A 26285-nucleotide genomic window follows, 5' to 3' on the forward strand; every position below is an offset into this window, starting at 1 on the left:
AATTTTTCATGGAAAAGGTGCAACTCGTCCGACAGCCATTTCCATGTCCTGAAAAGGGTGGTTTTTGGTGTGTTTTATTCTGAAAAGCGGGTTTTTTGCTCCAAAAGGGAGCAAAAAATCAGATTTGTCGGAAAATGTACGGGAAGGTGCAACTTGCAAAGGAAAAATGGTTGCACCCGCTTTGTGTTGTTGCATACGATTCGCCGCCTGGGTGCAACCGCCATTGCCGCGGTTGTGCATGACATAAAAACAAACGCCAGGGCACACGCATGGGCAATCCACTAACGATCACTTTCGTGGTCTATATCGCCGCAATGGTGCTGATCGGCTTCGCCGCCTATCGCTCCACCAATAACCTCTCCGACTACATCCTTGGCGGTCGCAGCCTGGGTAGCGTGGTTACCGCGCTTTCCGCCGGCGCTTCCGACATGAGTGGCTGGCTGCTGATGGGCCTGCCGGGCGCCATCTACTTCTCAGGTTTGTCCGAAGCCTGGATTGCCATCGGTCTGACCGTCGGCGCCTACCTGAACTGGTTGTTCGTCGCTGGCCGTCTGCGCGTGCAGACCGAGCACAACGGCGATGCACTGACCCTGCCGGACTACTTCTCCAGCCGCTTCGAAGACAACAGCGGCTTGCTGCGAATCATCTCGGCCATCGTGATCCTGGTGTTCTTCACCATCTACTGCGCCTCCGGTATCGTTGCCGGTGCCCGTCTGTTCGAGAGCACCTTCGGCATGTCGTACGAAACCGCTCTGTGGGCCGGTGCCGCAGCGACCATTGCATATACCTTCATCGGTGGATTCCTGGCGGTGAGCTGGACTGATACCGTGCAGGCTTCGCTGATGATCTTTGCGCTGATCCTCACCCCGGTTATCGTGCTGATCTCCACTGGCGGCTTCGATACCACCTTCGCTGCCATCGATGCGGTCAACCCGGCCAACTTCGACATGCTCAAGGGTGCCACCTTCATTGGCATCATCTCGCTGATGGGTTGGGGGTTGGGCTACTTCGGCCAGCCGCACATCCTGGCGCGGTTCATGGCTGCCGACTCGGTGAAGTCGATCGCCAAAGCCCGCCGCATCTCCATGACCTGGATGATCCTGTGCCTGGCCGGTACCTGCGCCGTAGGCTTCTTCGGTATCGCCTACTTCTCGGCACATCCTGAGCTGGCAGGCCCGGTCACCGAGAACCACGAGCGTGTATTCATCGAGCTGGCCAAGATCCTGTTCAACCCATGGGTCGCCGGTGTGCTGCTGTCGGCCATCCTGGCGGCGGTGATGAGTACCCTGAGCTGCCAGCTGCTGGTGTGCTCCAGCGCCCTGACCGAAGACTTCTACAAGGCGTTTCTGCGCAAGAACGCTTCGCAGGTCGAACTGGTATGGGTCGGCCGCCTGATGGTGCTGGCTGTCGCCCTGATCGCCATCGCCATGGCCTCCAACCCGGAAAACCGCGTGCTGGGCCTGGTGGCTTACGCCTGGGCCGGCTTCGGTGCTGCCTTTGGTCCGGTGGTGCTGATTTCGGTACTGTGGAAAGGCATGACCCGTAACGGCGCACTGGCCGGTATCGTGGTGGGCGCACTGACCGTGATCCTGTGGAAGAACTTCGACACCCTCGGGCTGTACGAAATCATTCCGGGCTTCCTGTTCGCCAGTATCGCCATCGTCGTGGTAAGCAAGCTGGGCAGCCCGTCGCAGGCAATGGTCAAGCGTTTCGAGACTGCTGATGCGGCGTATCACGCTGACAAGTAATACCCGTTGAGTCGGCGGCGCCTGTTTCGCGGGTGAACCCGCTCCCACAGGGATTGCACAGAACTCAAATTCTGTGAGGTGCCTGTGGAAGCGGGTTTACCCGCGAAACAGGCGCCGCCGATCAGCAGCCAGGCCCTGACTCCGCCTGCAAGGCAAGGTAAACTTGCCACCCCCGCAGGAGTTGCCATGAACTATCGTCACGCCTTCCACGCCGGCAACCACGCCGACGTCCTCAAACACATCGTGCTGACTCGCCTCATCTCCCTGATGTCGCGCAAGGAGCAGCCATTCGCCTACATCGATACCCACGCAGGGCTCGGTCTGTACGATCTGCAGGGCGACCAGGCAACCCGCACCGGCGAGTACCTGGAGGGTGTCGCCCGCCTATGGAATCGCGATGACCTGCCGGCCATGGCCGACGACTATCTGCGTATCATCAAGCGCCTGAATGCCGATGGCGAGCTGCGCTACTACCCCGGTTCGCCCGAGCTGGCTCGCCGCCTGATGCGCCAGCAGGACCGCGCCCTGCTCAACGAGAAGCATCCCGAAGACGGGCCGCTGCTCAAAGAGAACATGAAGAAAGACCCGCGCGTGTTCGTGCACCTGGGCGAAGGTTGGCATGTGCCGCGGGCCTTGCTGCCGGTGCAGGAAAAGCGCGCGATCATGTTGATCGACCCGCCGTTTGAACAGGCTGACGAGCTAAAGCGCTGCACTACCGCCATGAAAGAGGCGATCGGCCGCATGCGCCAGACTGTCGCGGCCATCTGGTACCCGATCAAGGACCAGCGCTCGCTGACCCGCTTCTACCAGGACCTGACCAGCACCGGCGCACCGAAACTGCTGCGGGTCGAGTTGTATGTGCACCACCAGGACAGCCCGCAGGGGCTCAATGGCTCAGGACTGGCCATCGCCAACCCACCGTGGGGGTTGGAAGAAGAGCTCAAGGAGCTGCTGCCATGGCTGGCCAAAGAGCTGGCGCAAACCGCCGGCAGCTTCCGCATGGACTGGCTGATCGCTGAATAATATTGCTTGCCTGTACCGGCCCCATCGCCGGCAAGCCAGCTCCCACAGGTACAGCGCGGGCCTCAAGGTCGGCGGTGTACCTGTGGGAGCTGGCTTGCCGGCGATGAGGCCAGTACAGGTTGCCGCGTTGCGCACATGTTTGCGTTATAATCCCGCCCTTTAGCCGCCACCCGCCCAAGAGGCCGCTGGCGCATTTCTACCGAATGAAGAGGCTAATCCCTTGGCATTGACGATTCTTGGCCTGTCCGGCGCCCTTAGCCATGACCCTTCCGCGGCCTTGTACATTGACGGCAAACTGATTGCCGCCGCCGAAGAAGAGCGCTTCGTGCGTGACAAGCATGCGAAGAACCGCATGCCCTACGAGTCGGCGAAGTTCTGCCTGGAACAGGCTGGCATCAAGCCATCCGACGTCGACGTGGTAGCCATCCCGTTCGCCCCGATCAGCCTGTTCGGCAAGGCGCGCTGGCATTATGCCAAGCGCTACTGGTACGCCCCGGATCGCGCCCTCGACGCTATTCTGATGGGCAACCGTCGCTACAAGCGCTACCGCAAGAAGATCGTCTGGTGCCTGGAGCAACTGGGCTTCGACCCGAAAAAGGTGAAGATCGAGCCCGTCGAGCACCACCTGGCCCATGCCTCCAGTGCCTACCACTGCTCGGGGTTCAAGGAAAAAACTGCAATCCTCGGCATCGACGGTAAGGGCGAATACGCCACCACCTTCTTTGGCTACGGCGAAAACGGCAAGATCCACAAGATCAAGGAATTCTTCGACCCGGACTCGCTGGGCGGCCTGTACGGCGCAATCACCGAGTTCCTCGGCTTCGAGATGCTCGATGGCGAGTTCAAGGTCATGGGCATGGCGCCGTATGGTGACGCCAGCAAGTACGACTTCTCGCGTCTGGCCAGCTTCGAAAACGGCGAACTGGTGATCAACACCGAATACGCCAACGTCATTGGCCTGCGCCGCTATAAAGAGAAGGGCAAGGGCTTCTACTTCTCGCCGAAGCTGATCGAGTGGCTGGGCCCCAAGCGCGAAGGTGACATCGCCGACGAGCCGTACATCCATTACGCGGCCAGCATGCAGGCGCTGTTCGAAAAGATCGCCCTGCAGATGATCGACCACTACCTGGGCGACGTGCTGCGTGAAACCGGCAAGCTGGCCTTTGCCGGCGGTTGCGCGCTGAACGTCAAGCTCAACCAGAAGATCATTGCCCGCCCAGACCTGAAAGAGCTGTTCGTTCAGCCGGCTTCCGGTGACGCCGGTACCGCCGTGGGTGCTGCCGCCTACGTTTCCCACGCCCGTGGCGTACCGGTCGAGAAGATGGAACACGTCTACCTCGGCCCTTCGTACTCCAACGAAGACGTGATCGCTGCCTGTGCCCGTCACCCGAACGCACCGAAGTGGCGCAAGCTCGACGACATGCCGCAGCGCATCGCCAAAATCATGGTCGATGGCAACCCGGTGGCCTGGTTCCAGGGCCGCATGGAATTCGGCCCCCGTGCCCTGGGCGGCCGTTCGATCATTGGTTGCCCGAGCGTGCCGGGCGTAGCCGACCGCATCAACGAGCAGATCAAGTTCCGCGAACGCTGGAGACCTTTCTGCCCGTCGATGCTCGACACCGTCGCCCCGCAAATGATCAAGGTCGACCACCCGGCGCCGTTCATGACCTTCACCTTCGAAGTGGCTGAAGAGTGGAAGACCCGCGTGCCGGAAGTGGTCCACGAGGACGGCACTTCGCGTGCCCAGGTGCTCAAGCGCGAGTACAACCCGCGCTACTACGACATGATGAAGGCACTGGAAGACCTGACGGGCAACGGAGTGTCGCTAAACACCTCGCTGAACCGCCGTGGTGAACCGATGATCTGCTCGCCGACCGACGCCCTGAACATGTTCTTCGGCTCGGACCTGCAGTACCTGATCATGGAAGACATCCTGGTTGTGAAGGACGGCGCGGCCCCGTATGACCAGCCGCTCTGAACCGCGCATCCTGCAGTTCTGCCATGGCTATGACGGGCCGTTCCTGGACTGCGCCCGTCAATACGCCAGCCTGTTCCAGGGACGTGGATACCAGGTCACCACGGTGTTCCTCACCGGCGCCGCCGACCCGCAGGTAGCGGCTGGCTGTGCGTCGGACGAGGTGCTGTTCCTGGAGTTCAGCTCCAAGGCTGTGCGCGGCCTGAAACTCGGCGCCATCCGTGCATTGCGGCGGATCGCCGCCGAGCGCAATTTCGCCTTCTGCATCGCCCATCGCTTCAAGCCGATCTACGTGGCGTTGCTGGGCACCGGCTTGCCGGTGATCGGCGTGCACCATGCTTTCGGTGACTACGAGCGCAAGGGGCGACGCATCTTCGCCAACCTGTTCAGCAAACGCCTGAGCTTGCTGGGCGTGTCGGACGCAGTGCGTGACGACATGCGCCGCTGTCTGCCGCAGCGGCCGGCAGAGCGTATCCAGACCTTGTACAACCGCATCGACATCGACGCCCTGCAAGCGGCCCTGGTGCCACGCGCCGAGGCCCGTCAGGCCTTGGGGCTGGACGCACAGGCGTGGATTGTCGGTAACGTCGGGCGCCTGCACCCGGACAAGGACCAGGCCACCCTGCTGCGTGGCTTTGCCGAAGCGCTACCGGGGCTGCCGGCTGGCGCCCGCCTGGCAATCCTTGGCAAGGGGCGCCTGGAAGCCAGGCTCAAGGCCCTGGCCGCCGAGCTGGGCATTGCCGGGCAAGTGGACTTCCTTGGCCAGGTGCCGGATGCGCGCCGTTACTTCCAGGCATTCGACGTATTCGCCCTGAGCTCCGACCATGAGCCGTTCGGCATGGTCCTGCTCGAAGCCATGGTCGCCGGTGTGCCGGTACTGGCCACGGCCTGTGGTGGTGCCCGTGAAGTGGTGGAGGGTGTTGGCGTGCTGTTCCCTCTGGGCGATGCGGGGCAATTGGCCCAGGGCCTGAAACACATGGCTGTGCTCGATGGGCAGCAACGCCAGGCCTGTGCCGAGCACATGCTGCAGCGCCTGCGTGAACGCTTTTCCGACCAGGCGGTGCGCGAAGCATTCTGGCAACTGCCGCAAGTCCGCGCGTTGGTGGGGCAGGCCTGATGCTCAACCGTATCCAGGCCTTCCGCGAACGCGGTTGGCAAGTTATCGACGCCAAGGCCTATGCCGAGGCATGGGCCCGGTTTGGTGGCAGTGTCGCCACCCATCCCCAGGTGGTCGAGCAGCTGGCGGACCTGGCGCAGATCCCTGTGCGTTATCTGGGCTGGCACCAGGCCGGCGAGCTGAAAGCCGCCATTCCTACCTGGGGGCGCCACCTTGCGCTGTCCAAGGACGTGCTCAAGCGTGCCGGCAAAAAGGCCCTGTTCGACCTGGGCAACGCCGAGATCATCCTGCCGGCGGCGGCCGATGCCGCTGCACCGTTGCGCCATGCCGCGCGCTACCTGTCCGAACTGAACCAGGGCCGCTTCAGCGGCCTCAAGGCGCAGAAGGAACAGCTGGCCATGGCCCGCGCCCACGAAGACCTGTCGAAGAAGTTCCGCTACAACCAGCGCCGCGAACTGCGCCTGCTGGAAGAGGCGGGCGGTGTGGTGCGCCCGATCGGCGACTTCAGCGCGCAGGAAATCGCCAGCATGTACTGCGACCTGTTCCAGCGCCGCTGGGGCTTCCCTGCCACCGGTGCCGAGCGCATGGCCGAGGTGCTGGAACGCCTGCGCGAGCTGCTGATCGGCTCGGTGCTGCTGTTGGACGGCAAGCCGATTGCCATCCAGCTGGTTTACCGTGTCGAAGCGCCGGAATGGATCAGCGTCGAGTACATCAATGGTGGTGTCGACCCTGAAACCAAGGCCTTCAGCCCCGGCAGCGTGCTGAGCTTCCTCAATACCCAGGCCGCCTGGGAAGACGCCCGTGCGCGCAACAAGCCGCTGCGGTTCTCGTTCGGCCGTGCCGACCGCGAGTACAAGGACCGCTGGTGCAACCCCGTGCAGGTGTATCAGGCGTGAGTCGCAAGCAGCAGTTGCTCAAGCGCCACCGGCGCAACAAGCGCCTGGGCCTGTTGGCGGGCCTGGTCGCGCTGGTGGTCATAGGTGCGTTCAGCTGGTGGTGGTTGCCACTGCTGCTGTTGCCGCTGTTGTGGGCGGCCCACGAGGCCTGGTTTGCCGACCACCTGTTCTACGCGCCAGGTGAGGACTACGCCTACGACTTCGGCGAGCTGACCCGGGAGGCTCCTGCCAGCCTGAGCGGCGGCTTGCTCAAGGCTGAGTGCGTGCTGCAGGGCAACGAAACCCTGGTCCTCGAGCTGCGGGTAAAAAGCAGCTGGATGGGGCGCTTCCTGGACCCGCAGGTCGAGCTGGTGGCTGGCGAGCAGGCCGACCGGCAAACCTTCGAGCGCGGCGTCGATGGCGTGCGCTTCCTCAACCTCACCGGCCTCGCCGCACCTCTGCAGGCTGGCGCGTTGCGCCTGCGTGGCCGGCATTGCCGGCTGGCGGGCCAGCCGCGCTTGTGGATAACCCCGGCGGTCGAGCTGCAACGGCGCCGGGTGATGGTGATCGCGCCGCATGCCGATGATGCCGAGCTGGCCGCTTACGGCCTTTACAGCCAGGCCGACGAAACCTGGGTAGTGACCCTGACCGCTGGTGAAATCGAGGCCGAGCACTATCAGCAGATGGGCTTGGCAAAGGCCGAGGCCGCGCGCCTGAAGGGCCGCCTGAGGGCCTGGGATAGTGTCGCCGTGCCACGCTGGGCCGGTGTGGCGGAATCGCGTTGCGTGCAGCTGGGCTACTTCTGTCTGCAACTGCCTGCCATGCAGGCTGCGCCAGACCAGCCGGCCGCTTCTCGCGAGGCCGACCTCGCCGACATTCGCGTATTCCGCCGATTCAACCCGTTCCCGCTGCCGGCCGATGTCGATGGCGCGCCGACCTGGCGCAACCTGCTCGCCGACCTGCGGGCCTTGCTGGAAATGGCCAGGCCAGAGGTGCTGGTGATGCCGCACCCGCAGCTCGACCCGCACCCCGACCACATCTGTGCCCAGGCAGCGGTGCTGGAAGCCTTGCAAGGCCTGGCCTGGCAGCCGCAAACCCTGCTGTGCTACGCCAACCACCTGCATGACAACGACCGCTGGCCGATGGGCGACAGTGGTGATGGCGTGGCCCTGCCGCCACAGCTGGACGCTGTCCAGGCCTGGGCTCCTTGCAGCCTGGTACTGGACCTTGCGACCCAGCGCGACAAGGCCATGGCCCTGGGCATGATGCACGACCTACAGCCGCCAGCACCGTTCAAACGCCGCCTGCGCCGCTTGCTGCAGCGCTGGTTGGCGGGGCGGCGGTCGTCGCCTTACGGCGAGAACGAATTCTTCCGCAAGGCCGTGCGCCGACATGAACTGTTCTGGCGGCGTGAGCTGTAGGCGCGCCCCATGGTTGACCGCGATGGCGCAGAGCGCCCAAGGAACCCAATGAAAGTCCTATTTCTGGTGCAGAAGGAACAGCGGGCGATTCTCGACCGCCTGTACGATGGCGTCGCGGCCAACTGCGAGTGCGACCTGCGCTGGTTGACCAGCGAAGACCAGCGCAACCTGCGCCGCTATTTCAAGCGTGAAGTGCAGGTCGAGCGTTATGACCGCATTGTTTTCTTCCTGCGTTTCAAACAGGAAATCCGTCAGGCGGCATTCATCCGTACGGTGCCGAACCTGGTCATCCTCGAGCACGATGCCTACCAGAACTACATCCCGTGCAAGTACACCGGCAAGTTCAGCGCCCATTACCGCAAATTGCCCTGGGCGCGGGTGATCAGCTCAGGCTACATGGTCAGCGAGCGCCTGCGTCAGGAAGGCTTCGACGCCGTGTTCGTGCCCAAGGGCTACGACGAGCAACTGCTGGCCGACCAGGGGCGTGAGCGCGACATCGAACTGGCCTTCGTCGGCAGCACCAACAGCGTGGCCTACAGCGGCCGCAAGGCACTGCTGGACGAGCTGGGCCGGGTCGAGAACCTGGTGGTGACCCGTACCAAATCGGGTGAAGACTACTGCAACACACTCAACCGGATCCGCTTCTTCGTCAGTGCCGACGTCGGCATGGGCGAATACATGATCAAGAACTTCGAAGCCATGGCCTGTGGCTGTGTGTTGCTGGCGTATGACCAGGGCGAGGAAGAGAACCGCGCACTGGGCCTGCAGGACATGCACAACGTGGTGTTCTATGACAGCATCCCGACCCTTCAGGAAAAGCTCCGCCGTTTGCGCGCGGACCCTGAACTGTCCCGGCAGATTGCAGAAAATGGTCGCCACCTGGCGGTTTCCCGTTTCAGTTTCGGGGCTGTTGGACGTAGCATCGTCGACCACATGCGCCCGGCGCTCAGGCCCCATCCGCCGTTGTCTGCATGGCAGCGGCTGCGCCTGAAGCTGGGCATCTAACATAAGAACTTTCGCGCCTGTGGAACGGGCGTTGGAAGTCGAAGTCGCAATGCGGAGGGAGTCCGGTGCGCTTTTCAAATGAGAGTGATGTCACGCTCGTCGTGACCAGTTGTGGGCGGTTCGATCTGCTCAAAGATACCCTTGAGAGTTTCGATCGCTACAATACCGCGCCCATTCGCGAAGTGTTCATCACCGAAGATTCCGGTGACGATGCCGTGCATGCCGCTGTGCCTGAGCACTGGAAACCGCACTGCAAGGTGTTCGTAAACCGGCCCAAGTTGGGCCAGTTGCCGTCTATCGACCTGGCCTACAGCCACGTCAAGACGCCCTACATCTTTCACTGCGAGGACGACTGGCACTTCTATCGCCAGGGCTTCGTCGAAGACTCCCGGGCCATTCTGGAGGTCAGCCCTGATCTGTTGCAGGTGTGGCTGCGCAGCCATGCCCATGACCTGGCCATCCACAGCCCTTACATTCACCTGGGTGATCGCCGGGTGATCGCCGGGGTGCCTTGCTACCCACTGCTGTCCGATAAGGCCGAGTGGCAGGCGTTTTCGCTCAACCCCGGGTTGCGCCGTTTGAGCGATTACCAGCGTTGCGCGCCATTTGCCGCCTATGCTGGAGAGAAGGCACTTTCCCGGCGTTATTCTGAGTTAAACCTGACAGCGGTCACCTTGGAGGGTGATGCAGTATTGCACACTGGATTTGGTAATCACGTGACCTTGCCCATCGAAGTGGAACGCAAGGCCAAACGTCGTAAACGTGATCGGATAAAGTTGGCATTGACGCTGGTGGCGGGTGCCGTGATTGGCATGGGAATCACCATTTTTGTTCAGTGAAGTCGCTGTCCCACCAGACATGAGCGGGAGAGGGCCCATGAACATCGTCAATGTGATGTGGGCGGGTGGAACGCCGTACATGTCCATCCACAAGGTGCATCGGCAGGTGCTGTCGCACGCGGGTGCCGATGCCCGGATCAGTAACTGGCTGCTGCTGGGTAGCGGGCTTTGCTGTGGGCTTGGCTCGACCCGGGAGTGGCATATGCCGTCACGGGCGCTGAAAGGGCGGCACTTCTGGCGCCTGTTGCGCCCATGGTTGCGCATGCGCTTGCGCAAGGCGCTGAACGAGGCCCAGGCTGAAGTCGTGCTGCTCGACGGTGTCGGTGTGGCGCGGTTGGTGTTGCCATTGTTGCAGCAGGTTCCGCAGGTACGTGCCAAGGTGCTGTTCCACGGCAAGACGCGCCTGAGTCCTAGTGATGTGCGCCTGCTGCGCATGTTTCCGGCCGAGCGTCTGAGCATCGCCGCCGTTTCACAGACACTTGCCACGTCACTCGAACACGACCTGGGCAGGCCGGTGCAGACCTTGCGCATGGCCCTTGACCCGCTGGCTTTCGCCGAACCGTTGTTGAGCCGGGAGGCGGCCAGGCAAGCCCTGCAGCTGCCCCAGGTAACCGGGGTGATGCTGGGCGCGGTCGGGCGACTGGTGGAAAGCAAAGGTTTCGAGATGCTGATCGAGGCGTTCGCCAAGGCCTGTATGCGGCAGTCGGACCTGCAGTTGGCAATCATCGGCGAAGGCCCTCTGCGTGAGGTGCTGCAAGCCCGTATCGACGCGCTGGGCCTGGCCGGGCGCGTTCACCTGAGCGGTCACCGCGACGACCTGCAGCAGCTGTACCGGGCCTTCGACTGGCTATTGGTGCCTTCGCGCTCCGAAGGCCTGGGGCTGGTGGTACAGGAGGCGGTCATGGCCGACGTGCCGGTGGTATGCAGCGACCTGCAGGTGTTCCGCGAGCAGTTGCAGGACACCGGTGGCTACCTGCCCGTTGCCAATGAAAATGCCTGGGCCGAGGCGATCGAGCGTTGCTCGGTGCTCGGTGCCCCGGCGGTAGCTGCCCGGCAGCGCCAGGCGCTGGCCCCGGAGCAGGCCTGGCAAGCATTCTGCAATGGCTCGCAAAGCCTGCTGCGCAGTTGACGCTCAGCGTGCCAGCAGGGCTGCCTCGAAGGCGGCAAGGGGGAACCGGTCACCCAGGTTCTCCCGCTCGATATAACGCACCATATGCTGCACATTGCGCCGAATCATGCGCGCCGACAGCGGCGGACGCAGGAAGCGCATGTCGGCAACGTCGATCAGGCCCAGTTGCTGGTCGGGGGTGACCACCACATTACCCAGGTGCAACGAGCGGAAGTACACGCCGCTGCGATGCAGCTGGCGGATCAGTTCGATCAGGCGCGGCAGGTAGGTGTCCCAGCTGAAACCCTCATCGCGCGACATCTGCAGCAAGGTGCGCCCTGGCAGCGGGCGGTACAGCACGGCGGTACGCCCTGGCAGGTCGAGCTTGTGCTGGCTGATCACCTCCAGGGTGGGGATGCCCAGTTGTGCAAGGCGTGCGGCGTTGTCGACGAAGCGCTGCGAGTACGGGCGCAGCAGTGCAGATGAAATCAGCCGCTTCCTACGAAAAACCTTGAGGAAATTACCATCCGCGAGCAGGTAGACTTTGGCGCCATGGCTATCTGCCTCAAGCACCTGTGCGCCTTGTGTCAGCTGATCGAAGTCGACCTGGGGGAGCCGGGAGCATTGCATGAATAGAGCCTTGTCGTCGGGCGAACAGAATGACCGGCAATAATGCCGAAAATAATGTTGTAGCACCATTGGATGGTGTCTTTGATTCATCGGGGGAAAGGATGTTGTATCAAAAAAACTGGGCGCAAGCCTGGTTGGGGTTTGGTCTGGTCTGGTTCCTGGCAGCGATTGCCCTGGCACCGAGCAACAAGGTTTATCAGCAAGGGCTGGTGTTGTTCCTGTGGTTGCCGACGCTGGTAATGGCGTGGTCCGCAAGGCACGTAATAGCGCAGGCCTGGCGGCGTCAGCCGGCCTTGTGGGGGAGTGTGTTGCTGCTGCTGGTGTGGAGTGGGCTCAGCCTGGTCTGGTCGGCCGCGGAAAACCCGGGGCGCGAGGCCAAGCGCCTGCTCTACATCCTGGTATTCCTGCTGGCGTTCCCGCTGCTGGGCCAGCTTGGCCAGGCCCGCATTCGTCAGCTGTTGCTGGCCGGCAGCGCCTTGCTGGCCGTTGCCGCATTGATCTCGGTAATCCATTTCTACGGCGTGCTGGGCATGCCTTTGCTGGCCCGGCTGGAGGGCATCGGCGAGATATCGCACCCCATTCTGGGTGCCTATGTCATCGGTTCGGCCGTGCTCTTCCTGCTTTACGAGCCGCCGCGGCAACGTGGCCTGCAGTTGTTGTGGATGGTGGCGCTGGTGTGCCTGGGGTTGTTTGCCATGCTCAGCCAGAGCCGTGGGGCAATCCTGGCCCTGGTGCTCACCGTGATCCTGGCCCCGTTGTGGTTCCGTGACCGCCACAGCCGGATGTTTGCCGTGCTGGCGGCCATCGCCACCGGCCTGGCCTTCTATCTCGTGTACGACCTGATCGCCCAGCGCGGTTCGTCCTACCGGCCGGAAATCTTCCACGCCGTGGTCGACATGATCGCCGCACATCCCTGGACCGGCCTTGGCCTGGGCGCTGCCTACGACGTGAGTGCAGTGGGCAAGCACTTCGACCACACCCACAACATGTTCACCCACATCGCAGTGGAGTTGGGCCTGCCTGGCATGCTGCTGTGGGTCATGGTGTGGCTGTACACCTTGGGCGAAATCGTCCGCGCACGTGGCACGTTGTTCGGCAAGATCCTGCTCGGTTTCTGGGTCTACTCCACCCTGGCCATGCAGTTCGATGCCGCCAGCCTCACTGGTACGCCACGTGCCGAATGGTTCATCAGCTGGCTGCCCGTTGGCCTAGCCATGTTGTTGCCATGGGGGAGTGCCGAAAATGATGCCTGTGGTAAAATTTCCGGTTCAACCTGAACAGCGAGCTTGATAATGGCCGAAACACCGCGACCGGCGGAACACACCTCCAGCCTGAAGATCTACTTCCGGCTGCTGAGTTATGTGAAACCCTATGTCGGCATTTTCCTGCTGAGCATCATCGGTTTCGTGATCTTTGCCTCGACCCAGCCGATGCTGGCCGGGATCCTGAAGTATTTCGTAGATGGGCTGAGCAACCCCGAAGCGGTGTTGTTCCCAAACGTCCCCTACCTGCGCGACCTGCAACTGCTGCAGGCGGTGCCGTTGCTGATCATCCTGATCGCCGCGTGGCAGGGCCTGGGCTCGTTCCTCGGCAACTACTTCCTGGCCAAGGTTTCCCTGTGCCTGGTGCACGACCTGCGTGTGGAACTGTTCAACAAGCTGCTGGTGCTGCCTAACCGCTACTTCGACAACCACAACTCCGGGCACCTGATCTCGCGCATCACCTTCAACGTGACCATGGTCACTGGTGCTGCGACCGATGCGATCAAGGTGGTGATCCGCGAAGGCCTGACCGTGGTGTTCCTGTTCGGCTACCTGCTGTGGATGAACTGGCACCTGACCCTGGTGATGGTTGCCATCCTGCCGGTAATCGCGGTGATGGTGAGCGTCGCCAGCAAGAAATTCCGCAAGCAGAGCAAGAAAATCCAGGTGGCCATGGGCGACGTCACCCATGTCGCCTCGGAAACCATCCAGGGCTACCGCGTGGTGCGCAGCTTCGGCGGCGAGGCCTACGAGGAGCAGCGTTTCGGCAAGGCCAGCCAGAGCAATACCGACAAGCAGTTGCACATGACCAAGACCGGCTCGCTGTACACGCCGATGCTGCAGCTGGTGATCTACACCGCCATGGCCGCGTTGATGTTCCTGGTGCTGTTCCTGCGCGGTGATTCCACTGCTGGTGATCTGGTGGCTTACATCACCGCCGCCGGCCTGTTGCCCAAGCCGATACGTCAGCTTTCGGAAGTCAGCTCGACCATCCAGAAGGGCCTGGCCGGCGCCGAAAGCATCTTCGAGCAACTGGACGAAGAGCCTGAAGTGGATACCGGTACCGTCGAGAAGGAGCGGGTGGAAGGGCGCCTGGAGGTGCGCAACCTCAGCTTCACCTACCCGGGTACCGAGCGTGAGGTGCTGAGCGATATCAGCTTCGTAGCCGAGCCAGGGCAGATGATTGCACTGGTCGGCCGCTCCGGCAGTGGCAAGTCTACCCTGGCAGCGCTGATACCGCGCTTCTATCACCACGACCAGGGGCAGATCCTGCTCGATGGCGTGGAGATCGAGAACTATCGCCTGCGCAACCTGCGTCGCCACGTTTCGCAGGTGACCCAGCATGTCACCCTGTTCAACGATACCGTGGCCAACAACATTGCCTATGGCGACCTGGCCGGCGCCCCGCGCGCCGACATCGAAGCCGCTGCGGCCGATGCCTATGCCAAGGAGTTCGTCGACCGGCTGCCGAAAGGCTTCGATACCGAAGTGGGTGAGAACGGCGTACTGCTCTCCGGCGGCCAGCGCCAGCGCCTGGCGATTGCCCGGGCACTGTTGAAGAATGCGCCGCTGCTGATCCTCGACGAAGCCACCTCGGCGCTGGATACCGAGTCCGAGCGGCATATCCAGGCTGCCCTGGACCATGTGATGCAGGGCCGTACCACGCTGGTGATCGCCCACCGTCTGTCGACCATCGAGAAAGCTGACCAGATCCTGGTCATGGACCAGGGGCGCCTGGTCGAGCGCGGCACCCATGCCGAGCTGCTTGCGGCCAATGGCCATTATGCCCGCCTGCATGCCATGGGCCTGGATGAGCCGGCCAAGGCCGATATCACCTGAACCCTCGTTGATCGGGGCCATCGCGGCCCCGATTGTCACGGGAATTTTCCTGGGGTGATCTGGCCATAAAGCCGTCGTCTACCCTGTGCTAATATCCTGCCCCTGTTCATTATTTCCATATGGGTTGCCCATGAAGTTGTCCATGCCGCGTTTCGATCAAGCCCCGGTACTGGTGGTCGGCGATGTCATGCTCGACCGCTACTGGCATGGCGGTACTTCACGTATCTCGCCTGAAGCGCCAGTCCCGGTGGTCAAGGTCGATCAGATCGAGGATCGCCCCGGCGGCGCGGCCAACGTTGCCTTGAACATCGCCGCCCTGGGTGCACCGGCTTCGCTGATTGGCGTCACCGGCCAGGATGAGGCCGCCGACAGCCTGGCCAACAGCCTGCAAGCTGCAGGCGTGCGCTCGGTGTTCCAGCGCATCGCGCACCAGCCGACCATCGTCAAGCTGCGGGTAATGAGCCGTCACCAGCAGTTGCTGCGCATCGATTTCGAAGAGCCATTCGCCACCGACCCGCTGTCGCTGGGTGCGGAGGTCGAGAGCCTGCTCGAGGGCGTCAAGGTGCTGGTCCTGTCCGACTACGGCAAGGGCGCACTGAAAAACCACCAGAGCCTGATCCAGGTGGCGCGGGCCAAAGGTATTCCGGTGCTGGCCGACCCCAAGGGCAAGGATTTTTCCATCTACCGTGGCGCCAGCCTGATCACACCCAACCTCAGCGAGTTCGAGACCATCGTCGGCCGTTGCGCCGATGAGGCCGAGCTGGTAGCCAAGGGCTTGCAGCTGCTGCAGGACCTGGACCTGGGCGCCTTGTTGGTGACCCGTGGCGAGCACGGCATGACCCTGCTGCGCACCGGGCAGCCGGCGCTGCACCTGCCGGCGCGGGCGCGTGAAGTGTTCGATGTGACCGGTGCCGGTGATACCGTCATCTCCACCCTCGCCGCGGCCATCGCTGCCGGCGAGGACCTGCCCCACGCGGTGGCCCTGGCCAATCTGGCAGCGGGCATCGTGGTCGGCAAGCTGGGTACGGCTGCGATCAGCGCCCCCGAGCTGCGCCGGGCGATCCAGCGTGAGGAAGGCTCCGAGCGCGGCGTGCTCGGCCTGGAGCAACTGCTGCTGGCCATTGATGACGCGCGGGCGCACAAAGAGAAGATCGTCTTCACCAACGGCTGCTTCGACATCCTGCATGCCGGGCATGTCACCTACCTGGAGCAGGCGCGGGCCCAGGGTGATCGCCTGATCGTCGCGGTCAACGACGATGCCTCGGTCAGCCGCCTGAAAGGGCCGGGCCGGCCGATCAACAGCGTCGACCGGCGCATGGCCGTGCTGGCCGGGCTGGGGGCGGTGGACTGGGTCATCAGCTTCCCCGAGGGTACACCGGAGAACCTGCTGAGCCAGGTCAAGCCGGACGTGCTGGTCAAGGGTGGCGACTATGGTATCGACCAGGTGGTAGGGGCCGATATCGTCAAGGCCTATGGCGGTACCGTGAAGGTGCTGGGGCTGGTCGAAAACAGCTCGACTACAGCAATCGTCGAGAAGATTCGCAAGAACTGATCGAGCCTCTGAGGCTGCCTCATTACCTGTAGGAGCAGCCTTGTGCTGCGAAGAGGCCGGTAGGGCAAAGCATTTCTTTAGCTCTACCGGCCTCTTCGCAGCACAAGGCTGCTCCTACAGGGGCGGCACAGGCCTTGGAATCTTACTTGTGCAGCGAAGTACGCGCCCGCTCCAGCAGTTCCCGCGCCTTGTCGCCAAACCGCTGCAGGTGCGATGCCCGCACCGGCTTGTTCTCCACCAACCCCTGCTGCTTCACCCAATCCTTCCAGCGCACCCGCTCGTCCGTGACCACCCAGCCTTCCTGCCGGGCAAAACTTTCGGCCAGGTACAGCCCGCGCGTGCTCGCCGGCACCAGTTCGTCCTTCTTCACGGTATACAGCTCAGCCAGTGGCTGGCCGTCCTTCAATGGCATCAGGTACAGGTCTGGTCGTTTGCGATTTAGCCGCGCCACCAGTTGGTCGCCCTCCAGCCGCTCATCAACGTGGAACAGGCTGAGCTTCTTGGCGTCCCGTGGTACCTGCAGGCGCATATCGTAGATCAGTTGCAGCGAGGCGGTGGGCAAGTGCACATACGCCCGCGGCCGTTCCAGCAGCATCAGCTTGCCGCAGTGCACCGGGCGCGCGGCACCCGACTCCGGGGCCAGCACGAAGTGCGGCGTTTCGCGGTAGTGCAGGGCGGCAGCGTAGGGCACCGGCAACCAGGTGTCGTTGAAGCGCCCGCCCAGCCAGCCTTCCGGGGTTTCCAGCAAGCATTCCTCGGCCACTTCCTGCACGGCCGTGTGCAATGGCAGGTTCAGCTCCTGCGCCGGCACATAGCCGGAAATCAGTTTCAGCACCACATCGCCACGGTCTTGCCGGCGCTGACGTACCAGCACCCAATAATCTCGGTTCTGCCAATGCAGGGTCAGCCGCACCGACACGCCAAGGTTGGCCAGTTCGACCACGAAGCGCTGCACGTCGGGCAACTGGATAGCCTTGCGCCGTTGTTGGATCTGGGCAAAATTCAGCGGCATCCCGATGCTCTGGTAGATCAGACCTTCGGGCGTGGCCTCGACATGTAGCGGTAGTGTCTTGAAGTTGCTCGGGTTCTTGCGGATCAGCGTTCGCGCCACGAGGCTCCTCCTTGCGTCGGGTCAGTCCAGGCCCATGGGCCTGGGGCAACTCAATGCTGGCCCAGAATACGGGCGACGGTGGCCACGTTGTGGGCCAGGTGCAACGGATTGATGGTGCCGACGATAGCACTGCTCACGCCCGGGTGGGCGAACAGCAGCTCGAAACTGGCTTGTACCGGGTCAACGCCCGGGGCAAGGCAGATATGCCCACTGGCCAGTGCCTTCTTCACCAGGATGGCCTTGCCGTGTTCGGCAGCGTAGTCCAGCACCGGGCGTTCTGCCTGTTCGTTGAGGTTGAAGGTGACCATGGCGCAGTCGCCTTGCTCCAGTGCCTTCAGGCCGCCGGCGACGGTCTTGCCAGACAGGCCGAAGCCGAGGATCTTGCCCTCCTGCTTGAGCTCGGCAAGGGTCTGGTAAACCTCCTGCTGTTCGAGGATCGCCAGGTCGTTGCCGTCCGAATGCACCAGCACCAATTCGATGCGGTCGGTTTCCAGGCGCCGCAGGCTTCGCTCCACCGAGCGGCGGGTATGGGCGGCGCTGAAATCGAAGTGCGATTGGCCGTTGTCGAACTCTTCGCCAACCTTGCTGACGATCACCCATTCATCGCGCTGGCCGCGCAGTAGCGGGCCCAGGCGTTCTTCGCTGCGGCCGTATGCTGGGGCGGTGTCGATCAGGTTGATACCCAGCTCGCGGGCCTGGGCCAGCAGCAGGCGGGCTTCGTCGTCGCCGGGGATGGTGAAACCGGTAGGGTACTTCACGCCCTGGTCGCGGCCCAGCTTGACCGTGCCCAGGCCGAGCGGCGAAACCTTGAAGCCGGTGCTGCCCAAGGGGCGATGGAAGTCGTGCAGGGTCGGCAGGCTCATGGCAGCAGTTGCTCCCAGGCCGGTACGCCCAGCGGTGGGCGTGGCAGGTCAGCCAGGTCGGCCTGCGCCTGTGGGCGGATACCGTCGCGCTCCAGGTGGCTGATGACCCGGTCGCTGAAGTCCGGTGCCAGGGCCAGCTTGGTTGGCCAGCCCACCAGCAGGCGTTGCTGGTCGGCGAGGAAGGCGTTGTCCGGGCGTACCAGGCCCGATTGCGCCGGTTCCGCTCGGTCGACCCGCAGGGTGGCCCAGCGCACTTGGCTCTGGTCGACCCATGGCAGCAGGCTGGCGATTTCTTTCTGTGCCGCGGCGATTTGCGCAGCCGGCTCGCGGGCAACGCCGTCGGCTTCGGCCAGGTCGCCACCCAGGTACCAGACCCACTGGCCATCGGCGGCCGGGTGGGTGGTCACCGTCACCCGTGGCTTCGGCCCGCCGCCCAGGCAATGGGCGTAAAGCGGTTTAAGGTTGGCACCCTTCGCCATCACCATATGCAGCGGGCGTGTCTGCATGGCTGGCTGGTTCAGGCCCAGGGCATGCAGCAGTTGCTCGGTGCCGGCGCCGGCGCTGAGCACGATACGCTGTGCGCGGATGTCGCGCTCGTCGACGCGCAGGCCAACCAGGTCTTCGCCCTCGCGCAGCGGCTCGATGTGCTCACCGGCCAGCAGGCTGTCGCCTGCCAGCTCAGCCAGGTTGGCCAGCAGGCTGGGCACGTCGATGACCAGCTCGGCCAAGCGATAGACCTTGCCCTTGAAGGCGCGGTCCTGCAGCGCGGGCGGTAGTTGCTCGCCCTTCACCTGGTCGACCCGGCCGCGCACGGCCTTGCTGGCGAAGAAACTGGTGAGATTGCCGGCCAGGGTGCCAGGCGACCACAGGTAATGGGCGTCGGACAGCAGGCGAGTGCGGGTCAGGTCCAGCTCGCCGCTGCCGCTCAGCGCTTCGCGCCAGCGTCGCGGCATGTCGGCGATGGCTTCCGAAGCGCCGGTGAGGGCGCCATGCAGGGCGTACTTGGTGCCGCCATGGATGATGCCCTGAGACTTGATGGTCTGCGCGCCGCCAAGGCTGGCGCGTTCCACCAGTACTGTCGAGTAGCCCAGCCGGCGCAGGCGGGCATTGAGCCAGAGGCCTGCGACCCCGGCGCCGACGATCAGCACGTCAGTGGAAATGGCAGATGGCATGGCGGTACCTCGAAGACTGGGACAGCTGGCAAGTATACAGGGTCGGGCCGATGTGGGCTTTGCGTTCCTGGGGCTGCTGCGCAGCCCTATCGCGACACAAGGCCGCTCCTACAGGCCCCGCGCATGCCTCGGTCCCTGTAGGAGCGGCCTTGTGTCGCGATAGGGCCGCGAAGCGGCCCCAAAATCCATCAGGCAAACATCAATGCCCAGCAGTCTTCGAAAACAGCTGAATCACCACCACCCCACCCACAATCATCGCCATCCCCAGCATCGCTGGCACATCCAGCTTCTGCCCATAGATCACCAGCGCTGCCACACTGATCAGCACAATCCCCAGCCCCGACCAGATGGCATAGGCGATCCCCACCGGAATGCTGCGCACCACCAGGGTCAGCATCCAGAAAGCAATGCCGTAACCAACCACCATCAGCAGCAACGGCAAGGGCGTACTCAAGCCTTTCACCGCTTTCATGGAAGCGGTGGCGATGACTTCGGCGCAGATGGCGATGGCGAGGTAGGTGTAGGCATTCATGGCGAGATCCTCCGTTAGCTGACCGCAGATTCTAGTCCCACCTTGAATGGGGTAAAGTCATTACCTATCACTATGCGAGATAGGTTGGTGGCCGAGCACTGGAACCTTGAACAGTTGCGTACTTTCCTGCGCGTTGCAGAACTGCGCTCGTTCTCTGCCGTGGCCCGCGAGCAGCGCAAGGCCCAGTCGGCAATCAGCAGCGCGATCGCCCTGCTCGAAACCGACCTGGGGGTAACCTTGTTCGAGCGCAGCAGTGGCCGGCAACCCAAGCTGACCGAGAACGGCAGCGCCCTGTTGGAAGATGCCCGCGAACTGTTGCGCCAGTGCGAGCGTCTGGATGGCCGTGCGTTGGCGCTGATGCGCGGGCAGGAGGCCTTGTTGCGGGTCGCCCAGGACGAAGCCATGCCCTATCAGCCGGTCATTGACAGCCTCGACGAACTGGCCAGCCGCTACCCGTTCCTGGAGGTGCAGCTGGCCAGCGGTGCCCAGGGCGATGTGGCGCGCAAGCTGGTGGAGCGGCGCGCCGATCTTGGACTGTTCTTCCACCACGAGAGCATCCCGGCCTCGCTGGAGCGGCGCGCCTTGGGTAGCGTCGAAATGGTCACGGTATGCGCGGTCGGTCACCCGCTCGCCGGCGAAGGCCGGGTTACCCGGCAGCAACTGGCGCGCCACCGACAATTGTTGATTGCCCCGCAGCAAAGTGGCTACCCCGGCGGCGAAGCGATCAGCCCGCAGGTGTGGCGCGCCGACAGCTTCTACGCCATGGCCGAACTGCTGATGCGCGGCCTGGGCTGGGCCTGGCTGCCGCGGCACGTGGTGCAGTACCCGACCTACCAGGCGCACATGGTCGAACTGGACAGCGAGTGGCGGCCACCGGCCTTGGTGGTGGAGCTGGCCTGGCGTCGCGACGAGCCGCTGGGGCCTGCTGCGCAGTGGCTGGCCGAGCGCTTTGCGGTGCACCTGCGCGCGATCGGGTAAACTCCGCGGCCATGAACAGAACTCTCTTTACTTTGTTGTTTCACCTGGGCCTGCCGCTGGTTGCGCTGCGCCTTTATTTGCGCGCGCGCAAGGCGCCGGCCTATGGTCAACGCATTGGCGAGCGCTTTGCTTTCAGGCTGCCGCCCATGCGCCGGGGCGGCATCTGGGTGCACGCGGTATCGGTGGGCGAGAGCATTGCGGCGGCACCGATGGTGCGCGCCTTGCTCAAGGCCTACCCGGAATTGCCGATCACGCTTACCTGCATGACCCCCACCGGTTCAGAGCGTATTCGCGCCATGTTCGCCGACGAACCACGCGTGCAGCATTGCTACCTGCCCTACGACCTGCCTTGGGCGGCAGGGCGCTTTCTCGACCATGTGCAGCCGAAGCTGGGCATCATCATGGAAACCGAGCTGTGGCCCAACCACATCCACCAGTGTGCGAAGCGCGGCATTCCGGTAGCGCTGGCCAACGCACGCTTGTCTGAGCGTTCGGCCCGTGGCTATGGGCGCTTTGCCAGGCTGACCCGGCCGATGCTGGCCGAGATGAGCCTGATTGCCGTGCAGACCGAAACCGAGGCCCGGCGTTTTCGTGACCTGGGCGCGCGCCCGGAGTGCGTGCAGGTCACCGGTTCGATCAAGTTCGACCTGAAGATCGATGAGCAACTGTTGCCGCGTGCCAAGGCATTGCGTGAACAGTGGGGGGCTGCACAGCGCCCGGTGTGGATCGCCGCCAGCACCCACGAAGGTGAAGATGCGTTGATCCTGCAGGCACATCGGCAATTGTTGCAGGTGCATGGTGATGCCCTGCTGATCCTGGTGCCGCGCCACCCCGAGCGATTCACTGCGGTGCATGCGCTGTGCAGCGAACAGTTCACCACCGTGCGCCGCTCTGCCGGCACACCGGTCGATGCGCAGACGCGGGTATTGCTCGGCGACACCATGGGCGAGTTGCTGTTTCTCTATGCCCTTGCCGACATTGCCTTCGTCGGTGGTAGCCTGGTGGCGACCGGCGGGCACAACCCGCTGGAGCCCGCGGCGCTGGCCTTGCCGGTACTGATGGGGCCGCATGTGTTCAACTTCCTTGAAATCAGCGCGATGCTGCGCGAGGCGGGGGCGTTGCAGCAGGTGGATGATGCCGACGGGCTGGCCGAAGCAGTGCGGCGGCTGGTCGAGTTGCCGCAGGATGCACAGCGCATGGGCGAGGCGGGCAGGGCTGTAATGCGGGCCAATCAGGGTGCATTGCAGCGCTTGCTCGATGGCCTGGGTGCACTTATCCGCTGAGTTTGGTGTTGGGTTTTCTGGCCTCATCGCCGGCAAGCCAGCTCCCACAGGTACTGCACAAGGCTTAAGGCCGTTGGAGAACCTGTGGGAGCTGGCTTGACGGCGATGAGGCCATCAAAAGCAACCCACCCTGCGGAAAATACATCCCCTATCTCAGGGGCGACGCTCGAAGTTCTTCGCCGCTGCAGCCGCCAGGTCCGGCGGCAGGAAGTCCTTGTCCGGGTTGTAGTCTGGCTTCAGGTACCGCTTGAGGTCCTGCAGGTCCTGCGGGCTCAAGGTGCCGGCTGCCTGCTTCAGGCTCAGGTTGTCGAGGATGTAGTCATAGCGGCTGTTGTTGTAGTCGCGCACCGAGGTGTACAGCTGACGCTGGGCGTCAAGCACGTCGACGATATTGCGGGTACCCACCTGGTAGCCGATCTCGGTGGCTTCCAGCGCGCTCTGGTTGGAGATGATCGACTGCTTGCGCGCCTGCACCTGTTCCACGTCGGTATTCACTGCGCGGTGCAGGTTGCGGGTGTTTTCCACCACCTGGCGGCGCAGGCTTTCACGCTGCTGCTCGGTCTGGCTCAGGCGCTGGTAGGCCTCGCGCACCTGCGAACTGGTCAGGCCGCCGCTGTAGATCGGGATGTTCAACTGCAGGCCGATGCTGGTCTGCTCGACGTCGCCGCTATAGCGCGTAACGGGGGCCGGCGCGGGGTTGGTGAAACCGAAGTTGTCGTTGTCACCCTTCTGGTACTTGGCAACTGCGTCCAGGGTCGGCGCGTGGCCGGCCTTGCGCTGGCGCAGGGTTTCCTCGGCAGCGACGACCGCGTGGTTGGTGGCCAGCAGGTTGAGGTTCTGGCGCCCGGCGGTTTCGACCCAGGCCTTGGCGTCGTTGGGCGTAGGCACCTGCACTGGCAAGGTATGGACCACGCCTTGAATCGATGTGTATTCCCGGTTGGTCAGGGTCACCAGGGCCTCGAAGGCATCCTGTACCTGGCGCTCGGCAATGATTCGGTTGGCCCGCGCTGTATCGTAGCTGGCCTGGGATTGCAGCACGTCGGTCTTGTCGGAGAGGCCGACGTCGAATCGTTCGTTGGACTGGTCCAGCTGGCGCTTGAAGGCCGCTTCCTCGGCCTTGGTCGCGGCCAGGTTGTCCTGGGCACGGAGCACGGCGAAGTAATTCTGCGCGGTTTGCAGGATCAGGTTCTGCTCGGTCGCCGACAGCTCCAGCGCCGCCTGTTCGTTGACCGCTTCGGCTGCCTGCAACTGGAACCAGCGATCAGCGCGGAATATAGGTTGCGCCAGGGTTGCGCTCCAGGTGTTGCCGCTGCGGTTGCTGGTGGCCGATGGTTCGTCCAGCTTGGTGCGGGTGTTCAGCATTTCGGCACCGGCCGACAGGTTAGGCAGCAACCCGGCGCGAGCCTGCGGTACCACTTCGCGGCGGGCGCCGTAATCGGCGCGGGCCGCAGCCAGGTCAGCGTTGTTGTCGACCGCTTCCTGATAGACGCTGACCAGGTCGGTTTTCACTGTAGTGGGCACGTCCGCTGCCCAGACCACTCCGTTGGACGCACAAGACACGGCTATTGCCAGTGAGAGTTTGCGCAGCATAGAGGCAATCCTTGTACGAAATTTAATTACTGAACTGTTGAGTATCGAGCGACGGGCCAGTGTAGTGCCATGCGCACCCGGCAACAATCGCTCGGGGTGCCTTTCATCATCCGCGCATTTACCTGCTTGGCTTTGCCGACCACTCCAGTCTAGACTGCGCATGTTCTTGTCGGGGTGCCTTGAAGCAAAGGCTGAGATCGCAAAGTTGCGGATCCCGTTGAACCTGATCAGGTTAGCGCCTGCGTAGGGAACAAGATTGCTCGCCTTCCCGGGGAGCCTCTTGTGCCAGGTCCGGGAATGTCACAGCTGCATGCAGCTTCAGGCACCCCAAATCCGGCACTGCACCCATGAAGGGTGCGTCCGCGCCTTTCAGGTTCACCCCGACATTCCACTGCTTGGAAGCCGTCTGGAGAGCCTGTGATGACCAAACAAGAAAAAGCGATCAACCTCAGCGAATCGGCACAAGTCGATCAGCAGTCCGTGCAACCGTTTCCGCGTTCGCGCAAGGTGTATGTCGAAGGCTCGCGCCCGGACATCCGCGTGCCCATGCGTGAAATCAGCCTGGACGACACCCCGACCGACTTCGGTGGCGAGTCCAATGCCCCGGTGCTGGTCTACGATACTTCCGGCCCGTACACCGACCCCAACGTTGTCATCGACGTGCGCAAGGGCTTGGCCGATGTGCGTTCGGCGTGGATCGAGGCACGCGGTGACACCGAGCGCCTGGCCGGCCTGAGCTCCGACTTCGGCCAGCAGCGCCTGAACGATGCCGAACTGGCCAAGCTGCGTTTCGCCCACGTGCGCAACCCGCGCCGTGCCAAGGCTGGTGCCAACGTCTCGCAGATGCACTATGCCCGCCAAGGCATCATCACTGCCGAGATGGAGTACGTGGCCATCCGCGAAAACATGAAGCTGCAAGAGGCACGTGCCGCTGGTCTGCTCGACGAGCAGCACGCCGGCCACAGCTTCGGGGCCAACATCCCGAAAGAAATCACCCCTGAGTTCGTCCGCCAGGAAATTGCCCGTGGCCGCGCGATCATCCCTGCCAACATCAACCACCCGGAAGTGGAACCGATGATCATCGGCCGCAACTTCCTGGTGAAGATCAACGGCAACATCGGCAATAGCGCGCTGGGTTCCTCGATCGAGGAAGAAGTGGCCAAGCTGACCTGGGGCATCCGCTGGGGTTCGGACACGGTCATGGACCTGTCCACCGGCAAGCACATTCACGAAACCCGTGAGTGGATCATCCGCAACTCGCCGGTGCCGATTGGTACCGTACCGATCTACCAGGCCCTGGAAAAGGTCAACGGCGTGGCCGAGGACCTGACCTGGGAGCTGTTCCGCGACACCCTGATCGAGCAGGCCGAGCAGGGCGTGGACTACTTCACCATCCATGCCGGCGTACTGCTGCGTTATGTGCCGCTGACTGCCAAGCGTGTCACCGGTATTGTCAGCCGTGGTGGCTCGATCATGGCCAAGTGGTGCCTGGCACACCACAAGGAAAACTTCCTGTACACCCACTTCGAAGAAATCTGCGAAATCATGAAGGCCTACGACGTCAGCTTCTCGCTGGGCGACGGCCTGCGTCCCGGCTCGATTGCCGACGCCAACGATGCCGCGCAGTTCGGTGAACTGGAGACCCTCGGCGAGCTGACCAAGATCGCCTGGAAGCACGACGTGCAGTGCATGATCGAAGGCCCCGGCCACGTGCCGATGCAACTGATCAAGGAGAACATGGACAAGCAGCTGGAATGCTGCGACGAGGCGCCGTTCTACACCCTCGGCCCGCTGACCACCGATATCGCTCCTGGCTACGATCACATCACCTCGGGCATTGGTGCGGCTATGATCGGCTGGTTCGGTTGCGCGATGCTCTGCTACGTCACGCCCAAGGAACACCTGGGCCTGCCAAACAAGGATGACGTGAAGACCGGCATCATCACCTACAAGATCGCCGCTCATGCCGCCGACCTTGCCAAGGGCCACCCGGGTGCGCAGATCCGTGACAACGCCTTGTCCAAGGCACGCTTCGAGTTCCGTTGGGAAGACCAGTTCAACCTCGGCCTGGACCCGGACACTGCCCGTGCCTACCACGACGAGACCCTGCCTAAGGAATCGGCCAAGGTCGCGCACTTCTGCTCGATGTGCGGGCCGAAGTTCTGCTCGATGAAGATCACCCAGGAAGTGCGTGAATACGCCGCCAAGATCGAAACCGTGGATGTGACGGTAGAGCAAGGCATGCGTGAGCAGGCCGAGCGGTTCCGGCAGGAAGGCAGCCAGCTGTATCACAAAGTCTAAGACCGCTGGGGCCGCTTTGCGGCCCTTTCGCGACACAAGGCCGCTCCCACAGGGACCGCGC

Annotated in this window: 22 protein-coding genes and 1 riboswitch; of the genes, 15 read left to right on the forward strand and 7 right to left on the reverse strand. The window is 63.2% G+C overall.

Annotated elements, in window-relative coordinates:
• Window positions 1-6 precede the first annotated feature (6 nt).
• Entirely contained in the window at window positions 7-195 is a 189-nt protein-coding gene (locus CAG18_RS26435; protein WP_143492648.1) for a hypothetical protein, read from the reverse strand.
• A 74-nt stretch (window positions 196-269) separates the two neighbouring features.
• Here CAG18_RS26435 and putP point away from each other — a divergent pair, with 74 nt between their 5' ends.
• The 9 genes from putP (at window position 270) to CAG18_RS11345 (ending at window position 11132) form a co-directional block, all read left to right on the forward strand.
• Window positions 270-1748, forward strand: a complete 1479-nt coding sequence (gene putP, locus CAG18_RS11305; protein ID WP_085720905.1) for a sodium/proline symporter PutP — start codon at window positions 270-272, stop codon at window positions 1746-1748.
• A 186-nt stretch (window positions 1749-1934) separates the two neighbouring features.
• Window positions 1935-2771: a 23S rRNA (adenine(2030)-N(6))-methyltransferase RlmJ gene (locus tag CAG18_RS11310; RefSeq protein ID WP_085720906.1), complete on the forward strand. Its 837-nt coding sequence runs from the start codon at window positions 1935-1937 to the stop codon at window positions 2769-2771.
• Between the two features lie 220 nt (window positions 2772-2991).
• Window positions 2992-4749 (forward strand): carbamoyltransferase, encoded by a 1758-nt coding sequence (locus tag CAG18_RS11315; protein ID WP_013974482.1) that lies wholly within the window; start codon window positions 2992-2994, stop codon window positions 4747-4749.
• A complete protein-coding gene (locus CAG18_RS11320) occupies window positions 4733-5863 on the forward strand; it encodes a glycosyltransferase (protein WP_085720907.1) in 1131 nt (376 codons plus the stop codon). The genes CAG18_RS11315 and CAG18_RS11320 overlap by 17 nt, the downstream gene beginning before the upstream one ends.
• Complete coding sequence (locus tag CAG18_RS11325) at window positions 5863-6759, forward strand: antimicrobial resistance protein Mig-14 (RefSeq protein ID WP_015272037.1); 897 nt, start codon at window positions 5863-5865, stop codon at window positions 6757-6759. Before CAG18_RS11320 ends, CAG18_RS11325 begins: the two co-directional genes overlap by 1 nt.
• Window positions 6756-8159: a PIG-L deacetylase family protein gene (locus CAG18_RS11330; RefSeq protein ID WP_085720908.1), complete on the forward strand. Its 1404-nt coding sequence runs from the start codon at window positions 6756-6758 to the stop codon at window positions 8157-8159. Before CAG18_RS11325 ends, CAG18_RS11330 begins: the two co-directional genes overlap by 4 nt.
• A gap of 48 nt (window positions 8160-8207) precedes the next feature.
• Window positions 8208-9164 (forward strand): glycosyltransferase, encoded by a 957-nt coding sequence (locus CAG18_RS11335; RefSeq protein WP_085720909.1) that lies wholly within the window; start codon window positions 8208-8210, stop codon window positions 9162-9164.
• 65 nt (window positions 9165-9229) lie between these two features.
• Complete coding sequence (locus CAG18_RS11340; RefSeq protein WP_039612457.1) at window positions 9230-10003, forward strand: glycosyltransferase family 2 protein; 774 nt, start codon at window positions 9230-9232, stop codon at window positions 10001-10003.
• A 37-nt stretch (window positions 10004-10040) separates the two neighbouring features.
• Window positions 10041-11132 carry a glycosyltransferase gene (locus tag CAG18_RS11345; RefSeq protein ID WP_015272033.1) on the forward strand — a complete coding sequence of 364 codons (1092 nt, stop codon included), beginning with the start codon at window positions 10041-10043 and terminating at the stop codon, window positions 11130-11132.
• Between the two features lie 3 nt (window positions 11133-11135).
• Here the strand turns inward: CAG18_RS11345 and CAG18_RS11350 are convergent, their stop codons facing one another.
• Entirely contained in the window at window positions 11136-11741 is a 606-nt protein-coding gene (locus tag CAG18_RS11350) for a toluene tolerance protein Ttg8 (RefSeq protein ID WP_015272032.1), read from the reverse strand.
• 101 nt (window positions 11742-11842) lie between these two features.
• On the opposite strand from CAG18_RS11350, the gene CAG18_RS11355 reads away from it, so the two are divergent.
• The 3 genes from CAG18_RS11355 to hldE all read left to right on the forward strand — a co-directional run bounded on the left by CAG18_RS11355 (window position 11843) and on the right by hldE (window position 16394).
• On the forward strand, window positions 11843-13018 hold the full coding sequence (locus CAG18_RS11355) for an O-antigen ligase (protein ID WP_085720910.1): 1176 nt from the start codon (window positions 11843-11845) through the stop codon (window positions 13016-13018).
• A 15-nt stretch (window positions 13019-13033) separates the two neighbouring features.
• The gene (gene msbA / locus CAG18_RS11360) at window positions 13034-14842 is read left to right on the forward strand and encodes a lipid A export permease/ATP-binding protein MsbA (RefSeq protein WP_013974473.1); all 1809 of its coding nucleotides are present in this window, start codon (window positions 13034-13036) and stop codon (window positions 14840-14842) included.
• A 130-nt stretch (window positions 14843-14972) separates the two neighbouring features.
• Window positions 14973-16394 carry a bifunctional D-glycero-beta-D-manno-heptose-7-phosphate kinase/D-glycero-beta-D-manno-heptose 1-phosphate adenylyltransferase HldE gene (gene hldE, locus CAG18_RS11365; RefSeq protein ID WP_015272030.1) on the forward strand — a complete coding sequence of 474 codons (1422 nt, stop codon included), beginning with the start codon at window positions 14973-14975 and terminating at the stop codon, window positions 16392-16394.
• A 142-nt stretch (window positions 16395-16536) separates the two neighbouring features.
• On the opposite strand, the gene CAG18_RS11370 is transcribed toward hldE, so the two are convergent.
• The 4 genes from CAG18_RS11370 to CAG18_RS11385 form a co-directional block, all read right to left on the reverse strand.
• The gene (locus CAG18_RS11370; RefSeq protein ID WP_061550409.1) at window positions 16537-17505 is read right to left on the reverse strand and encodes a hypothetical protein; all 969 of its coding nucleotides are present in this window, start codon (window positions 17503-17505) and stop codon (window positions 16537-16539) included.
• 50 nt (window positions 17506-17555) lie between these two features.
• Window positions 17556-18368, reverse strand: a complete 813-nt coding sequence (locus CAG18_RS11375) for an aldo/keto reductase (protein WP_061550408.1) — start codon at window positions 18366-18368, stop codon at window positions 17556-17558.
• Window positions 18365-19540, reverse strand: coding sequence for an FAD-binding oxidoreductase (locus CAG18_RS11380; RefSeq protein ID WP_015272027.1), 1176 nt, complete (start codon window positions 19538-19540; stop codon window positions 18365-18367). Before CAG18_RS11380 ends, CAG18_RS11375 begins: the two co-directional genes overlap by 4 nt.
• A gap of 199 nt (window positions 19541-19739) precedes the next feature.
• On the reverse strand, window positions 19740-20072 hold the full coding sequence (locus CAG18_RS11385) for a multidrug efflux SMR transporter (protein ID WP_008095055.1): 333 nt from the start codon (window positions 20070-20072) through the stop codon (window positions 19740-19742).
• Between the two features lie 87 nt (window positions 20073-20159).
• Between CAG18_RS11385 and CAG18_RS11390 the strand changes: the two genes are divergently transcribed.
• Window positions 20160-21050, forward strand: coding sequence for a LysR family transcriptional regulator (locus CAG18_RS11390; protein ID WP_013974467.1), 891 nt, complete (start codon window positions 20160-20162; stop codon window positions 21048-21050).
• 11 nt (window positions 21051-21061) lie between these two features.
• Window positions 21062-22333: a lipid IV(A) 3-deoxy-D-manno-octulosonic acid transferase gene (gene waaA, locus CAG18_RS11395; protein ID WP_015272026.1), complete on the forward strand. Its 1272-nt coding sequence runs from the start codon at window positions 21062-21064 to the stop codon at window positions 22331-22333.
• A 153-nt stretch (window positions 22334-22486) separates the two neighbouring features.
• Here the strand turns inward: waaA and CAG18_RS11400 are convergent, their stop codons facing one another.
• Window positions 22487-23923 carry a TolC family outer membrane protein gene (locus CAG18_RS11400; RefSeq protein WP_003258125.1) on the reverse strand — a complete coding sequence of 479 codons (1437 nt, stop codon included), beginning with the start codon at window positions 23921-23923 and terminating at the stop codon, window positions 22487-22489.
• Window positions 23924-24083: 160 nt separating this feature from the next.
• Window positions 24084-24190: riboswitch (TPP riboswitch) on the forward strand.
• Window positions 24191-24343: 153 nt separating this feature from the next.
• On the opposite strand from CAG18_RS11400, the gene thiC reads away from it, so the two are divergent.
• Window positions 24344-26224: a phosphomethylpyrimidine synthase ThiC gene (gene thiC / locus CAG18_RS11405; protein WP_015272025.1), complete on the forward strand. Its 1881-nt coding sequence runs from the start codon at window positions 24344-24346 to the stop codon at window positions 26222-26224.
• Window positions 26225-26285 lie beyond the last annotated feature (61 nt).

It is taken from the genome of Pseudomonas sp. B22(2017), from assembly GCF_002113105.1.
GTDB lineage: Bacteria > Pseudomonadota > Gammaproteobacteria > Pseudomonadales > Pseudomonadaceae > Aquipseudomonas > Aquipseudomonas asiatica.